General features: G+C 73.5%; 17 protein-coding genes. 4 read left to right on the top strand and 13 right to left on the bottom strand.

The window, feature by feature from the left end; translation table 11 throughout:
• From ABD317_RS20260 to ABD317_RS20280, 5 genes are all read right to left on the bottom strand, one after another.
• Positions 1 to 1,195, bottom strand: a 1,195-nt coding sequence (locus ABD317_RS20260) for an FtsX-like permease family protein (RefSeq protein WP_344291364.1), incomplete at its 3' end; no start/stop codon positions are given.
• A gap of 132 nt (positions 1,196 to 1,327) precedes the next feature.
• Positions 1,328 to 1,732 carry a globin domain-containing protein gene (locus tag ABD317_RS20265; protein WP_037781525.1) on the bottom strand — a complete coding sequence of 135 codons (405 nt, stop codon included), beginning with the start codon at positions 1,730 to 1,732 and terminating at the stop codon, positions 1,328 to 1,330.
• Positions 1,733 to 1,806: 74 nt separating this feature from the next.
• Positions 1,807 to 2,256 (bottom strand): hypothetical protein, encoded by a 450-nt coding sequence (locus ABD317_RS20270; RefSeq protein WP_344291365.1) that lies wholly within the window; start codon positions 2,254 to 2,256, stop codon positions 1,807 to 1,809.
• The gene (locus ABD317_RS20275; RefSeq protein ID WP_344291366.1) at positions 2,253 to 2,543 is read right to left on the bottom strand and encodes a hypothetical protein; all 291 of its coding nucleotides are present in this window, start codon (positions 2,541 to 2,543) and stop codon (positions 2,253 to 2,255) included. Before ABD317_RS20275 ends, ABD317_RS20270 begins: the two co-directional genes overlap by 4 nt.
• Positions 2,540 to 3,100: an ATP-binding protein gene (locus ABD317_RS20280; protein ID WP_344291367.1), complete on the bottom strand. Its 561-nt coding sequence runs from the start codon at positions 3,098 to 3,100 to the stop codon at positions 2,540 to 2,542. The genes ABD317_RS20275 and ABD317_RS20280 overlap by 4 nt, the downstream gene beginning before the upstream one ends.
• A gap of 424 nt (positions 3,101 to 3,524) precedes the next feature.
• Between ABD317_RS20280 and ABD317_RS20285 the strand changes: the two genes are divergently transcribed.
• Both ABD317_RS20285 and ABD317_RS20290 read left to right on the top strand, forming a co-directional pair.
• Positions 3,525 to 4,379, top strand: coding sequence for a helix-turn-helix domain-containing protein (locus ABD317_RS20285; protein ID WP_344291368.1), 855 nt, complete (start codon positions 3,525 to 3,527; stop codon positions 4,377 to 4,379).
• Complete coding sequence (locus ABD317_RS20290) at positions 4,376 to 4,618, top strand: DUF397 domain-containing protein (RefSeq protein WP_344291369.1); 243 nt, start codon at positions 4,376 to 4,378, stop codon at positions 4,616 to 4,618. The genes ABD317_RS20285 and ABD317_RS20290 overlap by 4 nt, the downstream gene beginning before the upstream one ends.
• 255 nt (positions 4,619 to 4,873) lie before the next feature.
• Here the strand turns inward: ABD317_RS20290 and ABD317_RS20295 are convergent, their stop codons facing one another.
• Entirely contained in the window at positions 4,874 to 5,218 is a 345-nt protein-coding gene (locus ABD317_RS20295; RefSeq protein WP_344291370.1) for a hypothetical protein, read from the bottom strand.
• A gap of 37 nt (positions 5,219 to 5,255) precedes the next feature.
• Entirely contained in the window at positions 5,256 to 6,506 is a 1,251-nt protein-coding gene (locus ABD317_RS20300; protein WP_344291371.1) for an SIR2 family protein, read from the bottom strand.
• A 249-nt stretch (positions 6,507 to 6,755) separates the two neighbouring features.
• Here ABD317_RS20300 and ABD317_RS20305 point away from each other — a divergent pair, with 249 nt between their 5' ends.
• Together ABD317_RS20305 and ABD317_RS20310 are read left to right on the top strand one after the other, a co-directional pair.
• Positions 6,756 to 8,054, top strand: a complete 1,299-nt coding sequence (locus tag ABD317_RS20305; RefSeq protein ID WP_344291379.1) for a helix-turn-helix domain-containing protein — start codon at positions 6,756 to 6,758, stop codon at positions 8,052 to 8,054.
• Between the two features lie 107 nt (positions 8,055 to 8,161).
• A complete protein-coding gene (locus tag ABD317_RS20310) occupies positions 8,162 to 9,067 on the top strand; it encodes a sugar nucleotide-binding protein (RefSeq protein ID WP_344291372.1) in 906 nt (301 codons plus the stop codon).
• Here the strand turns inward: ABD317_RS20310 and ABD317_RS20315 are convergent.
• The 6 genes from ABD317_RS20315 to ABD317_RS20340 all read right to left on the bottom strand — a co-directional run bounded on the left by ABD317_RS20315 (position 9,000) and on the right by ABD317_RS20340 (position 17,270).
• Positions 9,000 to 10,067 carry an ABC transporter permease gene (locus ABD317_RS20315; protein WP_344291373.1) on the bottom strand — a complete coding sequence of 356 codons (1,068 nt, stop codon included), beginning with the start codon at positions 10,065 to 10,067 and terminating at the stop codon, positions 9,000 to 9,002. The two genes, ABD317_RS20310 and ABD317_RS20315, sit on opposite strands and share 68 nt — an antisense overlap.
• Positions 10,064 to 10,789: an ATP-binding cassette domain-containing protein gene (locus ABD317_RS20320; RefSeq protein ID WP_027753445.1), complete on the bottom strand. Its 726-nt coding sequence runs from the start codon at positions 10,787 to 10,789 to the stop codon at positions 10,064 to 10,066. Before ABD317_RS20320 ends, ABD317_RS20315 begins: the two co-directional genes overlap by 4 nt.
• Positions 10,790 to 10,870: 81 nt before the next feature.
• Positions 10,871 to 12,163 carry an extracellular solute-binding protein gene (locus ABD317_RS20325; RefSeq protein WP_344291374.1) on the bottom strand — a complete coding sequence of 431 codons (1,293 nt, stop codon included), beginning with the start codon at positions 12,161 to 12,163 and terminating at the stop codon, positions 10,871 to 10,873.
• A 2-nt stretch (positions 12,164 to 12,165) separates the two neighbouring features.
• Positions 12,166 to 13,152 (bottom strand): hypothetical protein, encoded by a 987-nt coding sequence (locus ABD317_RS20330; RefSeq protein WP_344291375.1) that lies wholly within the window; start codon positions 13,150 to 13,152, stop codon positions 12,166 to 12,168.
• A complete protein-coding gene (locus tag ABD317_RS20335) occupies positions 13,149 to 14,642 on the bottom strand; it encodes a vWA domain-containing protein (RefSeq protein WP_344291376.1) in 1,494 nt (497 codons plus the stop codon). Before ABD317_RS20335 ends, ABD317_RS20330 begins: the two co-directional genes overlap by 4 nt.
• 24 nt (positions 14,643 to 14,666) lie before the next feature.
• Complete coding sequence (locus ABD317_RS20340; protein WP_344291377.1) at positions 14,667 to 17,270, bottom strand: tetratricopeptide repeat protein; 2,604 nt, start codon at positions 17,268 to 17,270, stop codon at positions 14,667 to 14,669.
• Between the last annotated feature and the right edge of the window lie 297 nt (positions 17,271 to 17,567).

The following is a 17,567-nucleotide window of genomic DNA, read 5'->3' on the forward strand; positions in this document are numbered from 1 at the left end:
CCCGCGCGGCCAGCAGCCGGATCAGCGGCCCGGCGAGCAGCGGCGCGGCGATCGCCGCGGGCAGCGCGAGGAGCAGCGACTCGGCGGCGGTCAGTGCGCCGATGCGGCGGCGCGAGCCGCCGCGGGCGCGCAGCAGGTCGGTCTCGCCGCGGCGCTCCGCGCCGAGCAGCCGGGCGACGAGCAGCAGCGCGTACGCGGCGAGCAGCACCAGCTGCAGGGCGACGATCAGCAGCGTCGACCGGCTGACGAGCAGGGCGCGCTCGGTGCCGTCGAGGAGCTGCGGCAGCCGGGTGCCGGCGACCGCGCGGCCGTCGAAGACCGGTTCGTCCGCGAGCGCGCCGGAGGTCTTCTGCACGGAGGCGCGCAGGGCGTCCGCGCGGTCGGCCGTCATCCCGTCGAAGTCGGCGCGCAGCACCCACGCGCCGGCGGCCTGCGCCACGCGGCCGGAGGCGAAGGAGCCGGGGTCGGCGAGCAGCGGGCCGTAGGTGGTGTAACCGCCCTTCTGCACGCCCTTGCCGCGGAGTTCGTCGGCGAGCCAGTAGGGGGCCTCGCGGTCGCGGGGCCGGTAGACGCCGGTGACCTCGACGGGCAGCGGAGGGTCGTCGTCGCCGCGGCCGGCGAGGGTGAGCGTGTCGCCGGGGGCGAGGCCGAGCCGCTCGGCGACGCCCTGCGGCACGGCCACCTGCACGGGTCCGCCGCCCGCGCCGTCCGCGGCATCCACGCCGCCCAAAGCACCCGCGGCGCCGCCGCCCCCCTGCGCCTCGTCCGCCGCTCCGGGCCACCGCCCCGCCGCCAGCGCCACCTCCGACCGCTCCAGCGCCCCCAGATGCGTCAGGTCCGGGTCCTCCCCGCCCCGCGCCGCCGGCGGCCGCAGCCGGCGCGGCAGCTCGTACGGCCCGGAGCGGTCCAGGCTCTGCACCCGTACGGGCAGCCCCGCGAAGGCGCCCCGCGCGTGGCGCTCGACCGCCTCGGCCGCCGCCGCGCGGTCCGCACCCGTCAGATACGGGACTTCGAGGGTCAGCGCCGCGTCGGCCGCCGCGTCACCGGCGAGCGTGCGCCGCAGCGCGGCGTCGCCGACGGTGCCGGAGAAGGCCGCGAGCGTGGCCAGCACGGCGGTGGTGAGCACGACGGCCAGCAGGGCGGCGGCGAGGAGCAGCCGGTGGGCGCGCGCCCGCAGCAGAACGAACCCCGTCACGCAGCCCCCAGACACCACCGTCGAATTGTCTGGATGCTGTCAGAACGCATTCGCACGCGGTAGCGAGCGGCGGCGGAACTTGACCTGATCGTGATCGGTCCCGTGGCCCGGCCGCGGAGCGGAACCCGCCGGTCAGCCGGGGGTGTTCACCATTGAGGAGGCGGCGTACACGAGGTAGTCCCAGAGCTGCTTCTCCTGCTCCGCGGGCAGCTTCAACTCGTCCACCGCCGTGCGCATGTGGCGCAGCCAGGCGTCGTGCGCCGCGCGGTCCACCGCGAACGGCGCGTGCCGCATACGCAGCCGCGGGTGCCCCCGCCGGTCGCTGTACGTGCGCGGGCCGCCCCAGTACTGGATGAGGAACAGCGTCAGCCGCTCCTCGGCCGGCCCGAGGTCCTCCTCGGGGTACATCGGGCGCAGCAGCGGATCCTCCGCCACGCCCTCGTAGAACCGGTGGACGAGGCGGCGGAACGTCTCCTCGCCGCCGACCTGCTCGTAGAACGTCCCCGGCGGCGGCGGTCCCACTGGAATCTCAGTCATCGTCTCCATGGTCTCATCCCGCCCGGCGGAGGACGGAAGTCGTAGGACCGGCCCCCGCCGGGGAGCGGAGAGCTTCAGCCGAGGCACTCCAGCGTGACGCGGACGTGGCGGCCCAACCGCCGGTACATCGCGGTCGCGACGGTCGCGGAGAGACGGCCGTCCGCGTCCCCCACGGCTACGGTGACCGGCCCGTCACCCGGCCCGCTGCGGAACGCGCGTACCGCCGGAACGATGCCCTCGACCAGTTCGGGAAGACCGTCTGCCTCCGGAGGAAGGGGTGCGCACGTGTCACAGTCGGTGAGGCCGACGAGGCTGTCGGCCTCCACGTCGAAGGAGTCGCCGTACTGGCGCAGGTCGAGCGTGATGTCCGCGCCGGGAATCGGACCGTGCCCGTAGGTGAAGCTGGTGACGTGGACCGCGGAGGGCGCTTTCGCGGCGAGGCCGCCCGAGGCTGGATAACGGTTCGGATACTCGGTGCCCACCTCTAACGGCACATGGCGCTGCCTGGCGGTGTCGTCGGTCATCGGGGATCTCCCGTCTCTTCGTGCTGGTCAGCGGGACGGCCTGCGGCCAGGCGCAGGGCCTCGCGGAATTCACGGTCCGCCCGCTCAGGAGGAAAGAGCAGGTGGGCTTCCAGCCGGTGAGCGACCCGGTCGGCGATGCGCTCCTCCTCCTCAGGGGCCAGCTCGCGCGGCGGTGGCGGCAGGCACGCGGCGTGGAGCCGCCCGTACAGCTCGGGACGCTTGCGGCGGGCCTCCGCCTCTTCCGGAACCCTGCATACGTTCGCGAGCACGTTACGGAAGCGGATCATCGTGCACCGCCCGATGCTGTGTCGGCGGACTGTCCGTACGCCGACGACGCTGTGGCCGCGGGGACGGCCAGCTGCGCCCACACGCTGGTGCCCGCGAGCCTTCGCACCGCGCCCCACCGATCCGCCAGTTCTGCGACCAGGAACAGCCCGCGGCCGGAGAGGGCGAGGGTGTCGCCTCCGGCGGTCCCGGCGGTGCCGTCGATCCGGCGGTCGGTCCAGCCCTGCTGGGGCGGACCCTGGTCGATCACTCTGATCGTCAGCCGCCGCAACTCCCGGCCGGTGATCTGGACGGCCACTACGATCTGCGAACTGTCGGTGTGCACGCAGGCATTGGTCGACAGCTCACTGGCGATCAACACGGTGTCGTGGGCCGGATCAGGCGGGATCCGCCAGGCGGCCAGCCAGGATCGGACGATGTCCCGGGCACACGCGGGCGTCGCCGTGGAGCCGCCGGGGAGTACCGCGCACGCGCGTTGCCGGCCGAGTCGAGCGGCCGCCCGGGCCGCGAGGAGACCGTGGGTGACCCCGGCGACGCCCACGGCCCGCTGCCGGATCATGAGCACACCCGCCCTTCGGGAACCGGTGCCTCCGGAACGCGGGTCGACCCCGGACGAGCCGCCACATCACGCCGTATGGCCCTGGCCGTGCGTAGAACGTCCGCGCAAGGTCCATCGCGGTGGGTCATTCGGGGGGTGCTCTGACTCGGCATCAGCGGCCTCGGCTTCGTCGGAGGGGGCGGCGGAGGCCCGCCCGTTCCCGGGTGGGAGGACGGACCACCGCCCGGGCCAGCAACCCGGCCCGTACGACGGCGGGCATGACCGTGCGTCGCAACCGACCACGAACTGATGCGCAGTCATGTCCCGTTGGACTGGCAGTATGCTCCTTTTGGCGGTCTATACGCAACGCCGTCTGTGAGGCAACAAAAGGATCGATCGCATGTGCCCATAGCAAGCGGGGTCGCCGACGTGCCAAACTGCTGCCGTGACGAAGAAGCGGGCTACGCCGACCATCAAACGCCGGCGGGTTGGCGGTCAGTTGCGCCGGTGGATGGGGCCGATGAAGTCAGGCGACGCCGCCAGGCTCATGGGCTGGGACACCACCAGGCTGAGCCGCATCCTGCGCGGGACGTACAGGGTCTCTGCCGACGATGTCCGGACGTTCTGCGGCAAGTTGGGCGTCGACGACCCGGCCGGAGTGGAAGAGGTGGCGCGGGTCGCCGAGGAGCCCATCGGTGAAGGGTGGTGGGCGGCCTACGCCAGTCGTATCGGCCAGAACTACCTCGACTTCATCGAGTTGGAAGCCGAGGCCCAGACACTCCGGATCCAACATCCCGTGATCGTGCCCGGCCTGCTCCAGTCCCCGGGGTATGTGCGGGAAATGATCACTCGCGCGCCTACCGCGGTATCACCAGCCCATGCCGAGATGCTGGTGTCGATCCGTCTGGCGCGTCAGGCCGTTCTCAGCACGGCAACAAAGCTGCATGCCCTGGTACCCGAGTCGGCGTTGCACGCCAAGTTCGAATCAGGGCCGGCCATCATGCGGGACCAGATCCGCAAACTCCTCGACGCTTCGCAGATGACGAACGTCGAGCTTCAACTCCTTCCACTCACGGCTCATCCAACCTACGGATCGATCGGTGCCATCACCGTCCTGTCCTACAAGCACCCGTGGGCGAACGTGGCCAGCGTGGACAACGCGCTCGGCGGCAACCACATCGACGATCCGCAGCAGGTGAGCTTCCTGGAGAAGGAGTTTGCCGCCATCGCCGAAATCGCACTTCCCGTAGACAAGTCGCGGGAAGTTCTTGACGAATACCTGGAAGGACTGCGCAAGTGACCACGCAGATCGGACGCGCCGTCATGTCACCCGAGCTGAAGGGTGCCGTCTGGAAGAAGTCCTCACGCAGCGGAGGAAGCGAAAGCCAGTGCGTCGAGTGCGCCGACGTGACCCAGACGCATGCCCGTATAGCGGTTCGTGACTCGAAGGACCCTGAAGGTCCTGCCTTGCTGTTCACGCGGGAGGCGTTCAGCGGATTCATCGCCGCCGTGAGAAGGAACGAGTTCGACCTGCCGTGACCTGACCTGGCGCATCCGATGAGCAGTGGCCCGCCTCCCCGCCCGTGACAGGGGAGACGGGCCACTTCACCTGCAGCCGATCCGCCTGGCGGCAGCGGCCGGGCGGAGGTGAAGACCCTGAGAAAGCGGGCGCGAACTGCGTTGCCCTGCCTGACCACGCCTGTGCCCTCGGCAAGGACCCGAGTCGCCGGAGCCGGACTCGGTGCGGTGCACCTCCGGGAGCGCATCACTGGAGGCGCGCCGGCGAGGAAGAAGTTACCGTGCAGAGTTTGCCGCCTCGGTGTTCTCGCGCTTCGCGCGCTCGTAGCCGAACGCGAGGTACCGCTGCCAGTCAGCGCGAGCGTCCGGACAGACGCGGTCCAGGGCGATGAGCCCGGCCACGATAGCGGCGCACAGCTCGTCGCTCACCTGTGTGGCGGTGGCGGTGACGACGCCGTTGGTGCCCCAGCTTCGAGAGCCGCGGTACGCCTCCACCGCTGCGCCCGCCTCCTCCGCCGCGTGGACCACGAGAAGCAGGGTCTCCAACTCGGGGTCGCCTGCCTGGCAACGGCGTTCCTCACGGGTTCGCAGCTCGTGTATCCGGTCGAACAGGTCGGGCATTGCCGGTCCTCTTTTCGGGGGTGAGAACGGTGCCCGGTCAGGCCGCCGTCGGGTGTCGGCTGGTGACACCGAGGCGCTGGCACAGGCGCCGTAGCGCGGGTGTGGCCTCGTCGCGGACGACGATGTCCCCTTCGCGGGCGCCTTCGATCGGGTAGTGCTTGAACTCGCCGTTCTCCATGAGGCCCTCGGGGTCGACGTAGAAGATGCGCATGCCGCGGGCGCGGGCTCGGGCCTGGACGGCGCGCCGGTCGGCGTGAAGTCCGACGACCAGCAGGGCCTTGGCCTCGTTGAGCAGTGGTACGGGCGGGATCTTCTGGTCGTAGCGGCGGACGAACACCTCGGGCAGCCCGACCCGGGCAGCGAGGGTGTCGAAGTTGTGGGTGATGATTGGGCCGACCATCGCTCCCGCGTCGTGGAGGGCCGTGAGGGCCTGGTGTCCCTCGGTGGGTTCGGCGACGAAGCAAGCCCGGAACATGCGGGTGAGGTCCTCCGCCTTTCCGGGTGCGTCGAGGAGGAGTTCCTCGACGAGCGTGTCGGCCTGCGGGGTGAGGGTGAAGCGGTATGACTGGCTGGGGGTGTTGTCGCGCCGGTCGGTGACGCGGTAGATCTCGTGGAGGTAGTGCAGCGGCGGGATGCCCGCTTCGATGCTCGTGCCGCAGCCGACCTCCACCTGGAACGGCAGGTAGTCGACCAGGCTCGCGAGGTCGTCGGCGTAGGTCGGAGTGCCGCGCTGGTCCTTGACGCGCATGCCGCCGGCAAGCACGTCCCAGGGCAGGTTGCGCAGGGTGCGCGGCGGGACGTGGAAGGCTTCGGAGGTGAAGCGGACGTCGAGTGTGCGGAACCCGCGCGGGGTGGCGCGATCGGCCCGCTCGTCCTGCGGGTGGATGCGGTAGCCCGTCACCGAGGCCGCCAGATCACCGCGGTGCCAGCCGTCCGACTGCTGCCGCCAGCGTCCTTCGGTGAGCCACTGGCCGATGTTCTTGCGGTACGCCGCGATCTCGTCAGCCGGGGCCGTGAGCGACGTGTACAAGTAGAACTCGGCCAGTACGAGCCTGGGCACCGGGTGGGTCCAGTCCAGATCGTAGTGGTAGCGGTAGTGCACGATGCGGCGGCGACCGGCCGCGTCCTGGCGCCAGCCTGACTGTTCGGCGTTGGCCGGGTCCTGGGTGCGGCGCCAGATGCCCTCCTCAATGCTGCGGGGCCGCTCGTGGCTGCCGGCAAAGTGGGTCTTCCACGTGTTCACCTGCTCCTCAGTCAGATGGTCGATCACCGGGTGGGGTAGGTACATGGAGGTGTCTCCCTGGGTCGCGTACTCCTGGTGACCAGAGCACCACCGGCGCAGCCCTTGCGGTGATCGGTTGCCGGAACGTGCACGCTGTGTGCGGGATCTGCACACGTGGTTTGCGGCGGGGTACCCGACGGGGAAGGCACTGGGTCCAGGATGCGCAGGCCCGCGTGGCCGCCACCGTGGCGATTGGGCGCGACGATCCCGGCGCGTACCGTTGAGACACTGGGCGCTGTGCTCGGGGAGGATCTGATGCTCATCGGATCAGGTATCTGGGCCTCGCCCGAGGCACGTGAGCTGATCAGGCGTCGCGACGCCGGAGGCCTGGTGCGTCTGGGCCGGCGACATCGAGGCTGGAGGCAGACGGACCTCGGGGCATGCATCGGCTGCTCGCCCAGCACAGTCTCCCGCTTGGAATCGAACAAGCGCGTCCTCGATCTGGAGCTGTTACGGGCCGCGGCAGAGGCGGTGGGCGTGCCGTCCCCCGTCCTGGCCGCGGCCTGCGGGTTAGCCACCGTTCCGGTGCCCGCCCCTACTACAGTGGCGCGGGACGCTCCGCGTGACACCGAGGAGGAGCCGATGCACCGTCGTACGCTGCTCACCGCCGCCGGAGCGGCCATCCCCGCTTCCCTGCTCGGCCGGGTCGATGAGGCCCTGGCCATCACTCCGCCGCCGTCCGGCGACCGCGCCCCGCTCGATGCCCGCCTCGCGCGCGCCCGCCACCACTTCGACGCCGGCCGTCACCTCGCCCTCCTGCCCACGTTCCCGGACCTGTTGGGCGATGCCCACCAGGCTGCGGCCCGGTCCCGCTCCGGGCTGGACTACGCCCGACTCTCGGCGTGCTACAGCCTGGAGACCCAGGTGTTGTCGAAGATCGGCAAGTACGACACCGCCCGCATCACCGCCGACCGCGCGACCACGTACGCCTCGCTCTCCGGCTCACCGATCGCCGCCGCGGCGGCGGCCAGGGAGCTGGCTGTCGTCCTGCGGCACCAGGACCAGGCCTCCCACGCGCGGCAACTCGTGCTCGACGCCGCCACGACGGTCGAGTCCACCGGGCTCGTCAACCAGGCGCAGGCCGCGGCGTACGCGCAGATGCTGTGCACCACGGCGTACAACGCGGCGCACACCGGCGACCGCGGCCAAGCGCTGGTGATGATCGCCGAGGCGAGGAGAGTCGTACGCGGCCTGCCGGCCATGCCGCCGCCGGGCAGGCTGTTCCCCGTCTCTCCGGCCCAAGTCGAGCTGTATGCCGTCGGCGTGCACTGGGCCCTGGGCGACCCGGGCGCAGCCCTCGACGCCGGACGGAAGCTGCGGCCCGCGATGTTCCCGACCCCCGAACGCACCGCGCGCATGCATACCGATCGCGCCCGAGTGCACTGGATGGCAGGACAACCGGACGAGACTGCCGAGGAACTGCTCGCCGCGGCCTCAGCCAGCCGCGCGGAGGTACGCGACCGGCCCTCGATCCGGCGCATCGCAGACGGCCTGGTCGTCCGTCACCCACGTGCAGCAGGCGCCCGGGAGCTGTCCCTCACCTTGACCCGCTGACGACTCCCCGCGGAATCCAGCCACGGCGAGCACTCGGCGCGCATGAACGTCACGGAAACCGGTCAACAGATTCGTCCCGCTCGGCCCTCGGCCTAGTGTGTCGGGCTATGACCATGTTGATCGTCGGCGCCAGCGGCTTCCTCGGCCGAGAACTCGCACGACAGGCACTCGCTGCGGGGCACACCGTCACCGGCACCTTCACGACCAACCTCGGAACCGCGGAGATCCAGTGGCTCCCACTCGACCTCCGCAATCACGACGAGATCGACGTGGTGCTCGACAAGGTTCAGCCACGACTGGTGATCAACGCAGCCGCTCGCAAGGCCGACTGGGTGACGACCGCTGAAGGCGCCGGCCGACTGGCGATGGCTGCCGCCCGCCGAGAAGCACGGCTAGTACACGTGTCGAGCGATGCGGTCTTCTCAGGCACGCAGGTCACCTACGACGAATGCGCGACACCGGATCCGATCACTGCTTACGGCGCCGCGAAAGCTGCGGCCGAGACGGCGATCCGCCTGGTGAACCCTGCCGCGCTCGTCATCCGGACCTCTCTGATCGTCGGCTACGGCTACTCCAGACACGAGAAGTTCGTCCACGACGTCGCCGCCGGACGAGCAGCCGGGCCCCTGTTCACCGACGACATCCGCTGCCCGGTGCATGTCTCGGACCTCGCCGCAGCAATCCTCGAACTCGCACCCTCCGAGCAGTCCGGCATCCGCCACGTCGCCGGCCAAGACGCGGTCAGCCGACACGAACTCGGCCTCCTCATCGCCCGCCGCGACGGACTCAACGCCACGGCCATCCCCGCAGGCCGACGGGCGGGGACCGGCGTTCCCGGAGCGCTCGACGTCCGCCTGGACAGCGGCACCGCCCTGCGCACGCTCAGGATCAGAGTGCGTGGAGCACGCGAGTTCCTCTCCACGGCAGCGGCGGCAGGCGCATCCGCTACGTGGCGTCCCAGCGGAACAGGCGGTGGGCCAGGGCTGTGGACACCGCCGCCGTCAGCAGCATGATGCCCATCGCCGGCAGCGCGTCCGACCAGCTGCCGCCGCGGGTGAGCACGTCCTGCATGGCCTGCACCAGGTGCTTGAGGGGCAGCGCTTCGGAGATCGACCGGACCCACGGCGGCGCCGCGTCGAGGGGGAAGAACGACCCGGACAGGAACGCCATCGGCAGCACGACGATCTGCGCGAGCCCGTTGGCGGCGTCCTCGGTCTTCGCCCACGCGCCGATCGCGAAGCCGACCGACACGAACGCCAGGCTGCCGCAGGCCACCAGGGGGATCACCAGCCACCAGTCGCCGGTCAGCCGCAGTCCGTAGTACGGCACCGTGGCCACCAGCAGGAAGATGGCGGTCTGGGCGAAGGCCAGCAGCATGTTGACGCCGAGGCGGGCGCAGATCACCGGTCCGGCGCGCACCGGCGCCAGCCACAGCCGGCGCAGGATGCGCTTCTTGCGCCAGTTGACCAGCCCGAGCGCGGCGCTGAACACCCCGCCCATCGCCACCGCCCAGCCGAGCAGCCCGGGGGTGAAGTACTGGATGGCCTCCAGCGACTCGTCCTCGACCTGCCCGCCCGTGAGCGTGTACGCGGGCGGCTGCCCGGTCGCCGCGATGCTGGCCCGGTCCACGATGGACCGCAGCACGCCGCCGACGTTGCCCGCCTGCACCGGGTCGGCCGCCGAGACGCGCATCTGCATCCGGCCGCCGGGCTCCTCCCACACGGCGGCGTCGGCGTCGCCGTCGCGCACCTTCTCCAGCGCCTCCGCCCGGTCCCCGGACCTGTCGATCTCCAGTACGTCGTCGAGGGCGGCGCGCTGCTTCGGCGGCATCTCGTCGAAGACCTCGACGGCGCCGACCTGCACCACCGTGGCGCGGGAGACGCCCGCGTCCTTGAACAGCGCGCCGAACAGGGCCAGGAACATCAGCGGGAAGATCAGGATGAAGAACACGGAGGCGCGGTCGCGGAGCAGCCCCAGCGCCATGGCCTTCGACAGGCTGGCGAACGGCTTCACTCGCGGTACTCCCGCCCGGTCAGCTGTAGGAACACGTCCTCCAGCGAGTCCGCCTCCAGCTCCGCGGCCAGCTCGGCGGGCGGGCCGACGCGCAGGATGCGGCCGGCGTCCATGACGGCCACGCGGTCGCAGAGCACCTCGGCCTCGTCCATGTAGTGCGTGGTGAGGACGACCGTGCGGCCCGCGGCGTTGATGCCGCGCAGCAGGTCCCACAGGTTGCGCCGGGCCTGCGGGTCAAGGCCGGTGGTCGGCTCGTCGAGGAAGACCAGCTCGGGGTCGTGCACGAGCGCGCAGGCGATCGACAGCCGCTGCGCCTGGCCGCCGGAGAGCCGGTCCTCGCGGGTGCCGGCCTTCTCGGCGAGGCCGACCTCGGCGAGCATCGCGTCGGCCCGCTCGTCGGCGACGCCGTAGAGGGAGGCGAAGGTGCGGATCTGCTCGCGGGCGGTGAGCTTCTCGAAGAACGCCGACGCCTGCAGCTGGACGCCTACGCGCCGCAGCAGCCCGGGGTTGCGCGGCCAGGACGGCTCGCCGAGGAGCAGCGCCCGGCCCTCGTCGGGGCGGCGCAGGCCCTCGACCATCTCCAGGGTGGTGGTCTTGCCGGCGCCGTTCGGCCCCAGCAGCCCGAAGAACTCGCCGGCGCGGACCTCGAAGCTGACCCCGTCGACCGCGTGTACGTCCCCGTAGCGCTTGCGCAGGTCACGGGCGGAGATCGCGGCGGTCATGGGGCCGACCCTAACGCCGGAGGCACGGCGTCGGGAGGCCGGGTCCGGCCGGCCCCGGGGGCGGCCGGACTCCCCCGGGCCTCAGCCGCAGACGTCCGTCATCCACGGTCGCCGCTTCTCGTGGTCGTGCACCAGCTGGATGTCGCGCAGCCACGGCAGCGGGTCGCGGCCGTCGGCGGCGAGGTACTGCATCGCGGCGTCGTAGAACGCGTCGCGCACCGCGGGCGGCATCACGTCGGAGGCGTCCAGGCAGCGCGGCACGGAGGTGTCGTTGAGATCGCGGGCTATCCGGCGCGTCACCGGGTCCTCCGGCCACGGCACCCCGATCGCGGAGTTGGCGCTGTACACCGACGACCCCGACGCCCCCGACAAAGAGGCCCAGAACCACTGCCCCTCCCGGGAGGCGAGGAACCGGAACACCTCCCGCGCCTTGTCCCGGTCGTCGAAGAGCGCCGCGAAGTCCCCGCTCACCTCGCGCCCGCGCGGCGCCGTCGTGCCCGGCAGGTACGGGGTCGACGGCACGTAGTCCGCCCGGCCGGCGGCGTCCCCGTACAGGTCGAGGGCGAACGAGCCCTGGTGCTCCGCCACACACCGCTCGTCGGTCTCCGCCCGGCCGCCGAACAGCAGCCCCCGCTCGCCGGCGGCGCCCCGGTGGTCGTTGAGCAGCGCCCACCGCGGCGGCCCCGGCCCGTTCGCCTTCATCAGCGAACCCCACGCCCGCCAGGCCCGTACCACCGGCTCCGCCGTCCACCCCAGCTCGCCGCGCGCCCAGCGGGCGTACGTCCGCGGCCCGGCGGTCTGCAGCAGCAGGTCCTCGATCCAGTCGCTGGCCGGCCAGCCGGCGGCGCCGTCGTCGCCCAGGCCGACGCACCACTCCCGCGCCCCGACGGACGCGGGCCTGCCGTTCGCCGCCCGGTACCAGACGATGCTCTTCAGCGCCGCCCGCACCGGCACCCAGTACACGTGCCTGCCGGACTTCCCGGTGGCCCGCGGCGTCCACGGCGCGCCGTAGTGGGCGGGCTCGTACAGGCCCCGCCCGTCGAGCGGCTCCAGCAGGCCGTCGGCGGCGTACTCCGACAGCTCGCCCACGCCGGGCATGATCACGATGTCGGGCGGGGTGCCGGCCTGCACCTGGGAGAGCAGCACCTCCCGCTGGGCGGCGGTGCCCTGGTAGACGTAGTCGAAGCCCTCGCTCTCCAGTACGCGTTCGAAGGTCTCCGCCTGTGGGCCGGTCCACGGCGCGAGCACCGTGACCGGGCGGTCCGCCGCCTCGTCGACGGGCGGCTGGCCGCCGACGCAGCCGGCGAGCACGGCCGCCGCGGCCGCCGTCGCGAGAGCCCGGCTCAGCGGGGAGAGCGGGGAGATCCGGAGCACGGCTAGTCCCTCCCGTAGTCGTCGTACAGCCGCCAGAGCAGGCCGCCCGCGGCGCAGACGACGGCCGCGCCGCAGCCCGCCGCCAGCCACGGCAGGGCGCGGGCGGCCGCCGAGGTGGACGCGATGGTGTCGCGTACCGTCGTGGCGCCGGCGTCGACGGGGCCCTGTCCGTCGGCGCGGTCGACGCGCACCAGGGCGGTGTGCACCGCGTCCAGCTTGTGCTGGGTGTCGTACGCCGCCGCGAGCGGCGCCGCGACGAGGACACCGACGAGCACGAGTGCGACGGCCAGCCCGCCGCTGAACAGCCGCCCGCAGTACCGCCACAGCACCAGCCAGCACCGCACCAGCACGAGCGCCAGCACCAGCAGCGCCGCCACGGCGACCGACCAGCCCGCCTTCTCGGCGGCGCTCACGTCCGTCTCGTCCTTGATGGTCGCGAGCTGGTCGCGCTGGAGTTCGGCGAGCCGCGGGAGGATGCCCGTCAGCTCCCGCCGCAGCACCGTCCCGGCCTCGCGGAGGTTCTGCTCCCGCATCAGCCGGTTCTCCGGGCCCCGCTGGTAGGCGGCCTCGGACACGGCCTCCTGGTACGAGTTGTGGAGGACGTTCAGCACCTCGACGACCCGGCGGCCGTCGTCGCCCTCGATCTGCCGGTCGGACAGCCGCGACAGCGCCTGGCGGGCGGCGCCGCTCTGCTGCTGGTAGCCCTCGCCGGGGCCGACGGTGTCCATGAGGCCGTCCACGTACGCGCGGTGCACCTGCGCGTCCGCCTGCAGCAGCGCCCTGCGGAAGGCCACCGCGTCCTGCACCGCGAGCACCGCGTCCGCCTGCAGCTCCGCGGGCACCCGGTGCACCCTGTCGTACGACACGAGCAGCGCCGTGCTCGCGACCGCGCCGAGGACCAGCACCGCGGTCAGGTGCCGCAGCAGCCGGTACTTGACGGTCTGCGGGAACAGCAGCGCGCGGACCAGCCGCCGCAGTCGCGCGCTCATCGCGGTCTCCCGGCGGTCGCCAGCCGGGTGCCGCAGGCGACGCAGAAGCCGGCGGCGGCGGTGGAGAGCCGGCCGCAGGCCGGGGCGGGGCAGGGGACGCCGGCCGGGGCCCGCGGGGGCAGGTCCAGCGGCCGGTGCTGCCCGCGCGACAGCCGGCTGCGCAGCAGTGCCGTCCGGTCGACGGTGGCGCCGTCCCGTACCCGTACGACGCCGTTGCGCGCGTCCAGCACCTCGGCGACGCGGTTCAGGTCGTGGTCGAGGAAGTCCCGGTCCTGCAGCTCGTACGCGAGCCGCGCCGCCTCGCCGAGCATGGCCTCCGCCGTGCGCAGGTCGCGGCGGGAGACGGCGGTGCAGCCCGCGTTGAAGGCGTCGGCCAGCCGGTCGCGCATGCGGTACGTGGCGCTGGCGCCGCAGGTCCGCGGGCCGCCGGGGGGCGGGTGGGTGCCCGGGCCGGAGTACGACCAGCGCACCCGTACCGTCGCCGCCGCCCGCTCCGGCGGCGCCGCGCGCCCCGGCCCCAGCGCGATCTGGGCCAGCAGCAGGTCGGTGTCGAGCGGGTCGGCGTCGCGCACGGCCGCGGGGTCGCCGTCGGGGCGGGCCACGACCGACAGGATGTAGCGGCGGACGCCGGCGTCCCACAGCCGGGTGGTGAAGACGTGCCGCCACGGGTCCGCGGCCGCCGGCCGCGGGTCGGGCCGCAGCTCCCGGCTGACCGGGGCCGCCTCGCGGAACGACAGCAGCGTCACCCCGGCCCGCAGCCGCACCTCGACCGGCACCGCCGGCACCCGGGTCGACCGCAGCCGGCCGGTGATCTCCGCGAGCCGGTCGGCGAGCGGCCCGGCGCCCTCGGCCAGCTCGGCCCTGCCGTGCAGCCGGGTCGCGATGCGGGCCGGCAGCTCCGGCTCCCAGTCGCCGCCCACGCCGATGACGTCGCACGTCAACTCGCCGACACAGGCGTCGATCGCGGCGTCGAGGCGGCCGTCGTCGTGGCCGCGGCCGTCGGTGATCATGAGCAGGTGGGCGATCCGCCGCGGCTCGCGGACGAGGTGCGCGCGGGCGGCGTCGAGCCAGCCGGCGTAGCCGCCGGGTCCGCCGCCCGCGGCGGTCGCGGCGTCGGCGGGCACCATCTGCGCCGCCTCGAACCGCGCCATGCTCCGGTTCATGTCGTCCGCGCGCGCCCACACCTCGCTCCTGCCGTACGGGTACCGGATCCGCGGTGCGCCGCCGCCGTGCAGCACCGCGAACGACGCGCCGTCGGGCAGCGCGGCGATCGCGGCGGCGACCGCCCGCCGGGTCTCGGCCAGCCGGTCCGGCGCGAAGTCGAGCGCCACGATGACGCCGGTGTCGGCGGGCGCCGGGACCGGCCCGCCCGCAGCCTCGGCGGTGACCTCCACGGTGGTGTCCACGGTGTGCGCGGCCACGTCGGCGCGCAGCCGGTGGCGCGCCTCCGCGGCGTCCGCGAGGGTGACGCCGAACCGCAGCGTGTCCATCGGGTTCGCCTCCAGTCGGGCGGGTCAGGCGAGGGTGGGCGGGCGGACCGCGTTGTGCAGCTCGACGAGCTTCGCGCGGTCGTCGTCCCGGCAGTGCCGGGACAGCTTCCGGTAGCAGGCCGCGAGCAGCAGCCGGATGTGCCACTCGGGGGAGTTGCGCCCGGCGGATTGGCGGAACGGGGCGACGCGGGGCAGGGGGCGTTCTCCGCCGCGCGGGACGTAGGGCTCGCCGAGCAGCCGGTCGTACGGGAAGCCGTCGCCGCGCCCGGCGCCGCCGCCCGCACCGCCCGCACCCTCCGCACCGTCCGGCACGCCCGGATCCGCGGTGCCGCGCGGGCCGTGCGCGCCCGGCCCCGTGACCAGGTCGAGCGCCCACTCCAGAAACTCCGCCTCCAGCAGCAGCCCGTGCTCCTGCGCCAGCTGCAGCGGCGTGCCGTCGGCGGGGTGCGCGGGGTGCCCGGTGTCCGCGGGGGCGGCCAGCTCGGCGCGGGCCGCGCCGATCTCCCGCAGCGTCGGCAGCGCCGGGTCGCCCCGCTCCAGCCGCGCGGCCGAGATGCGCAGGGCGGCGATCCGCGCGGCGAACCTGTCGGGCGAGTCCTCCGGCACGTTGCGGAGCACCTCCACCGCGTCCCGCCGGCTGCCGCGGGCGAGCGCGAGCCGGGCCAGGCCGAAGGCGCCGTTGCCCTGCATGCGGTTGCGCGACCAGACGGCGAGGTAGTGGTCCGTGGCGATCCGGCGCAGCTCCTCCGGGGTGCGCCCGCCCGCCGCCGCGGGCGGGTCGGCGGCGGCCAGGCGCTCGGCGCAGTAGCCGAGCGCCAGCTTGGGCGCGTACTCGCCGGGCAGCCGCCGGTAGACCGCCGCGAAGTGGTCGTACGCCCGGCTCAGCGCCGCCGCTTCGGGTGACCCGGCGTCGTCCGCGTCCGGCTCACCCGCGGGGGTGGCGGCCCCGCCCGCATCGGCCTCGTCCGCACCGGTCTCGTCGGTACCGGTCTCGTCCGCGGCGGCCCCGTCCGCGGCGGCCTGCGCGCGGACCAGGGCGAGCAGCCCCTCGTACCACCGGAGCTGCCAGGCCCGGTGCGGGCTGCCGGCCAGGATCCGCCGCGCCTCGGCCAGCTCCGCCGCCGCCTTCGCCGGCGCGGGCGCCGGCGAGTCCCGCAGGTACAGCCGCACGTTGTGGAAGCAGATCTCGGCGGACGGCTCGTCCGGCCGCTGGGACAGCCTCCGGTCCGGGTCGTACGTCGACAGCCGGAACAGGCTGCGCTGCTCGTCCTGCGGGTGCGGCACCGGCACCGGCAGCGCCAGCGCCACGTTGCCCGCCCGCGGCGGCCCCACGTCCAGCGGCTCCGACACCGGCCGCGCGCCGCGCCGCGGCGGCTGCCGGGCCAGCCAGCGGCCCAGCGGCGGCAGCGTGCCGAGCCCGGCGTCGAGCAGCCGCCGCGTCGGCTCGAACAGGGCGGACGGCTCCGGCCGGTCCCGCTTGTCGCGCAGCGCCCGGATCTCGCGCAGCACGCCGCGCAGCTGCTCGCTCATCTCGGCGGCGGAGGCGAACCGGTCGCCCGGCTCCGGCGCCGTGGCGCACCGCACCGCGTGCCGGAAGGAGGCGATGCCGGTGCCGGGGATGTCGCGAGTGGCGGCGAAGCGGGCCAGCTCCTCCAGCGTCCGGCCGACGGTGTGCAGGTCGTGCGCGACGGTCGGGCCGGTGCGGCCGGTCTCGGGGGCGGCGAAGCCCTCGGTGAGCGCGGGCGCGGTGCGCTCGCCGATGCGGCGTACCCCGCCGAGGTCGATGACCTTCAGGCCGTCCCGGTAGTGGATGACGTTGGAGGGCTTCATGTCGCAGTACGCCAGCGGCCCGATCGGGTCCGTACGCCGGTGCAGGTGGTCCAGCGCGTCGAGGATCCGGCAGCCGTAGGTGGCGACCTCCTCGATGTCGAGCCCGCGCCGGCCGCGGCGCACCTCCGCGACGATCTTCTCCAGGGTGTTGCTGCCGACGTACTCCATGACGATGTAGGTCATCGGCTGCTCGGCGCCGCCCCGCTCCTCGCGCAGGTAGTCGAGGATCCGCACGATGTCGGGGTGGTCGAGCGCGATGAGGTAGCGGCGCTCGCTCTCGGCCAGCTCGGCCAGCTGCTCGTCGTGCCGGTTCAGCAGCTCCTTGACCGCCACCTGGGTGTCGTCGAGGCGGGTGTTCTCGGCGAGGTGCACCCAGCCCTGGCCGCCGTGCGCCAGGCAGCCGCGCACCCGGTACTGGCCGAGCATGTCGCCCTCGCGCAGCCGCGGCACGAACGAGTAGCGGTGGCCGCACGCCGGGCAGTGGCCCTCGTTCGGCACCGGCGGCTCCACCAGCGGCGGCGCCAGCAGCGCGCCGCACGCCTTGTTGCCGCAGCGCTTGCCGTACGCCAGCGGCGCGTTCTCCGGGAGCACCGAGTCGTACGCGTCGTCCGCGGGCAGCTCGGGCAGCACCAGCGGCCTGGCCGGGCCGCCGTCCGGCTCGGGCAGCGGCGGCTGGTCGCGGTGCCGGCCGCAGCGTCCGCAGTAGCCCGCGGCCAGCAGCTCGCCGGCGCAGTCGGCGCCGGAGTACCTGCGGTGGGGGCAGCGGGCCGGCGGCGCGGCCGGGGCCGGTTCTGTCATGGGAGGTTCTCCAGCCGGGCGAGGTCGGCGTGCAGCCCGTCGACCAGGGCACGCAGCTCCGCCACCGGGTCGCGGTCGCAGCGGTGCGCGGTGAGCGCGCTGTTGCGCCTGTTGGCCACCCGGGACCGCGCCGGCCGGCCGCGCTCCAGCGCGATCACCCGGCGCACCAGACCGCGGGCGTAACGGCGCAGCGCCGGGCACTCCACCAGCCGTTCCGCCGCCTCGCGGGCCGGGTCGCCGGGCCGGCGGAAGAAGTCGGAGGCCAAGCGGTCTTAGGAAGACAAAACATTCTACCAA

The sequence above is a fragment of the Streptomyces synnematoformans genome (assembly GCF_039531005.1).
GTDB classification, from domain to species: domain Bacteria; phylum Actinomycetota; class Actinomycetes; order Streptomycetales; family Streptomycetaceae; genus Streptomyces; species Streptomyces synnematoformans.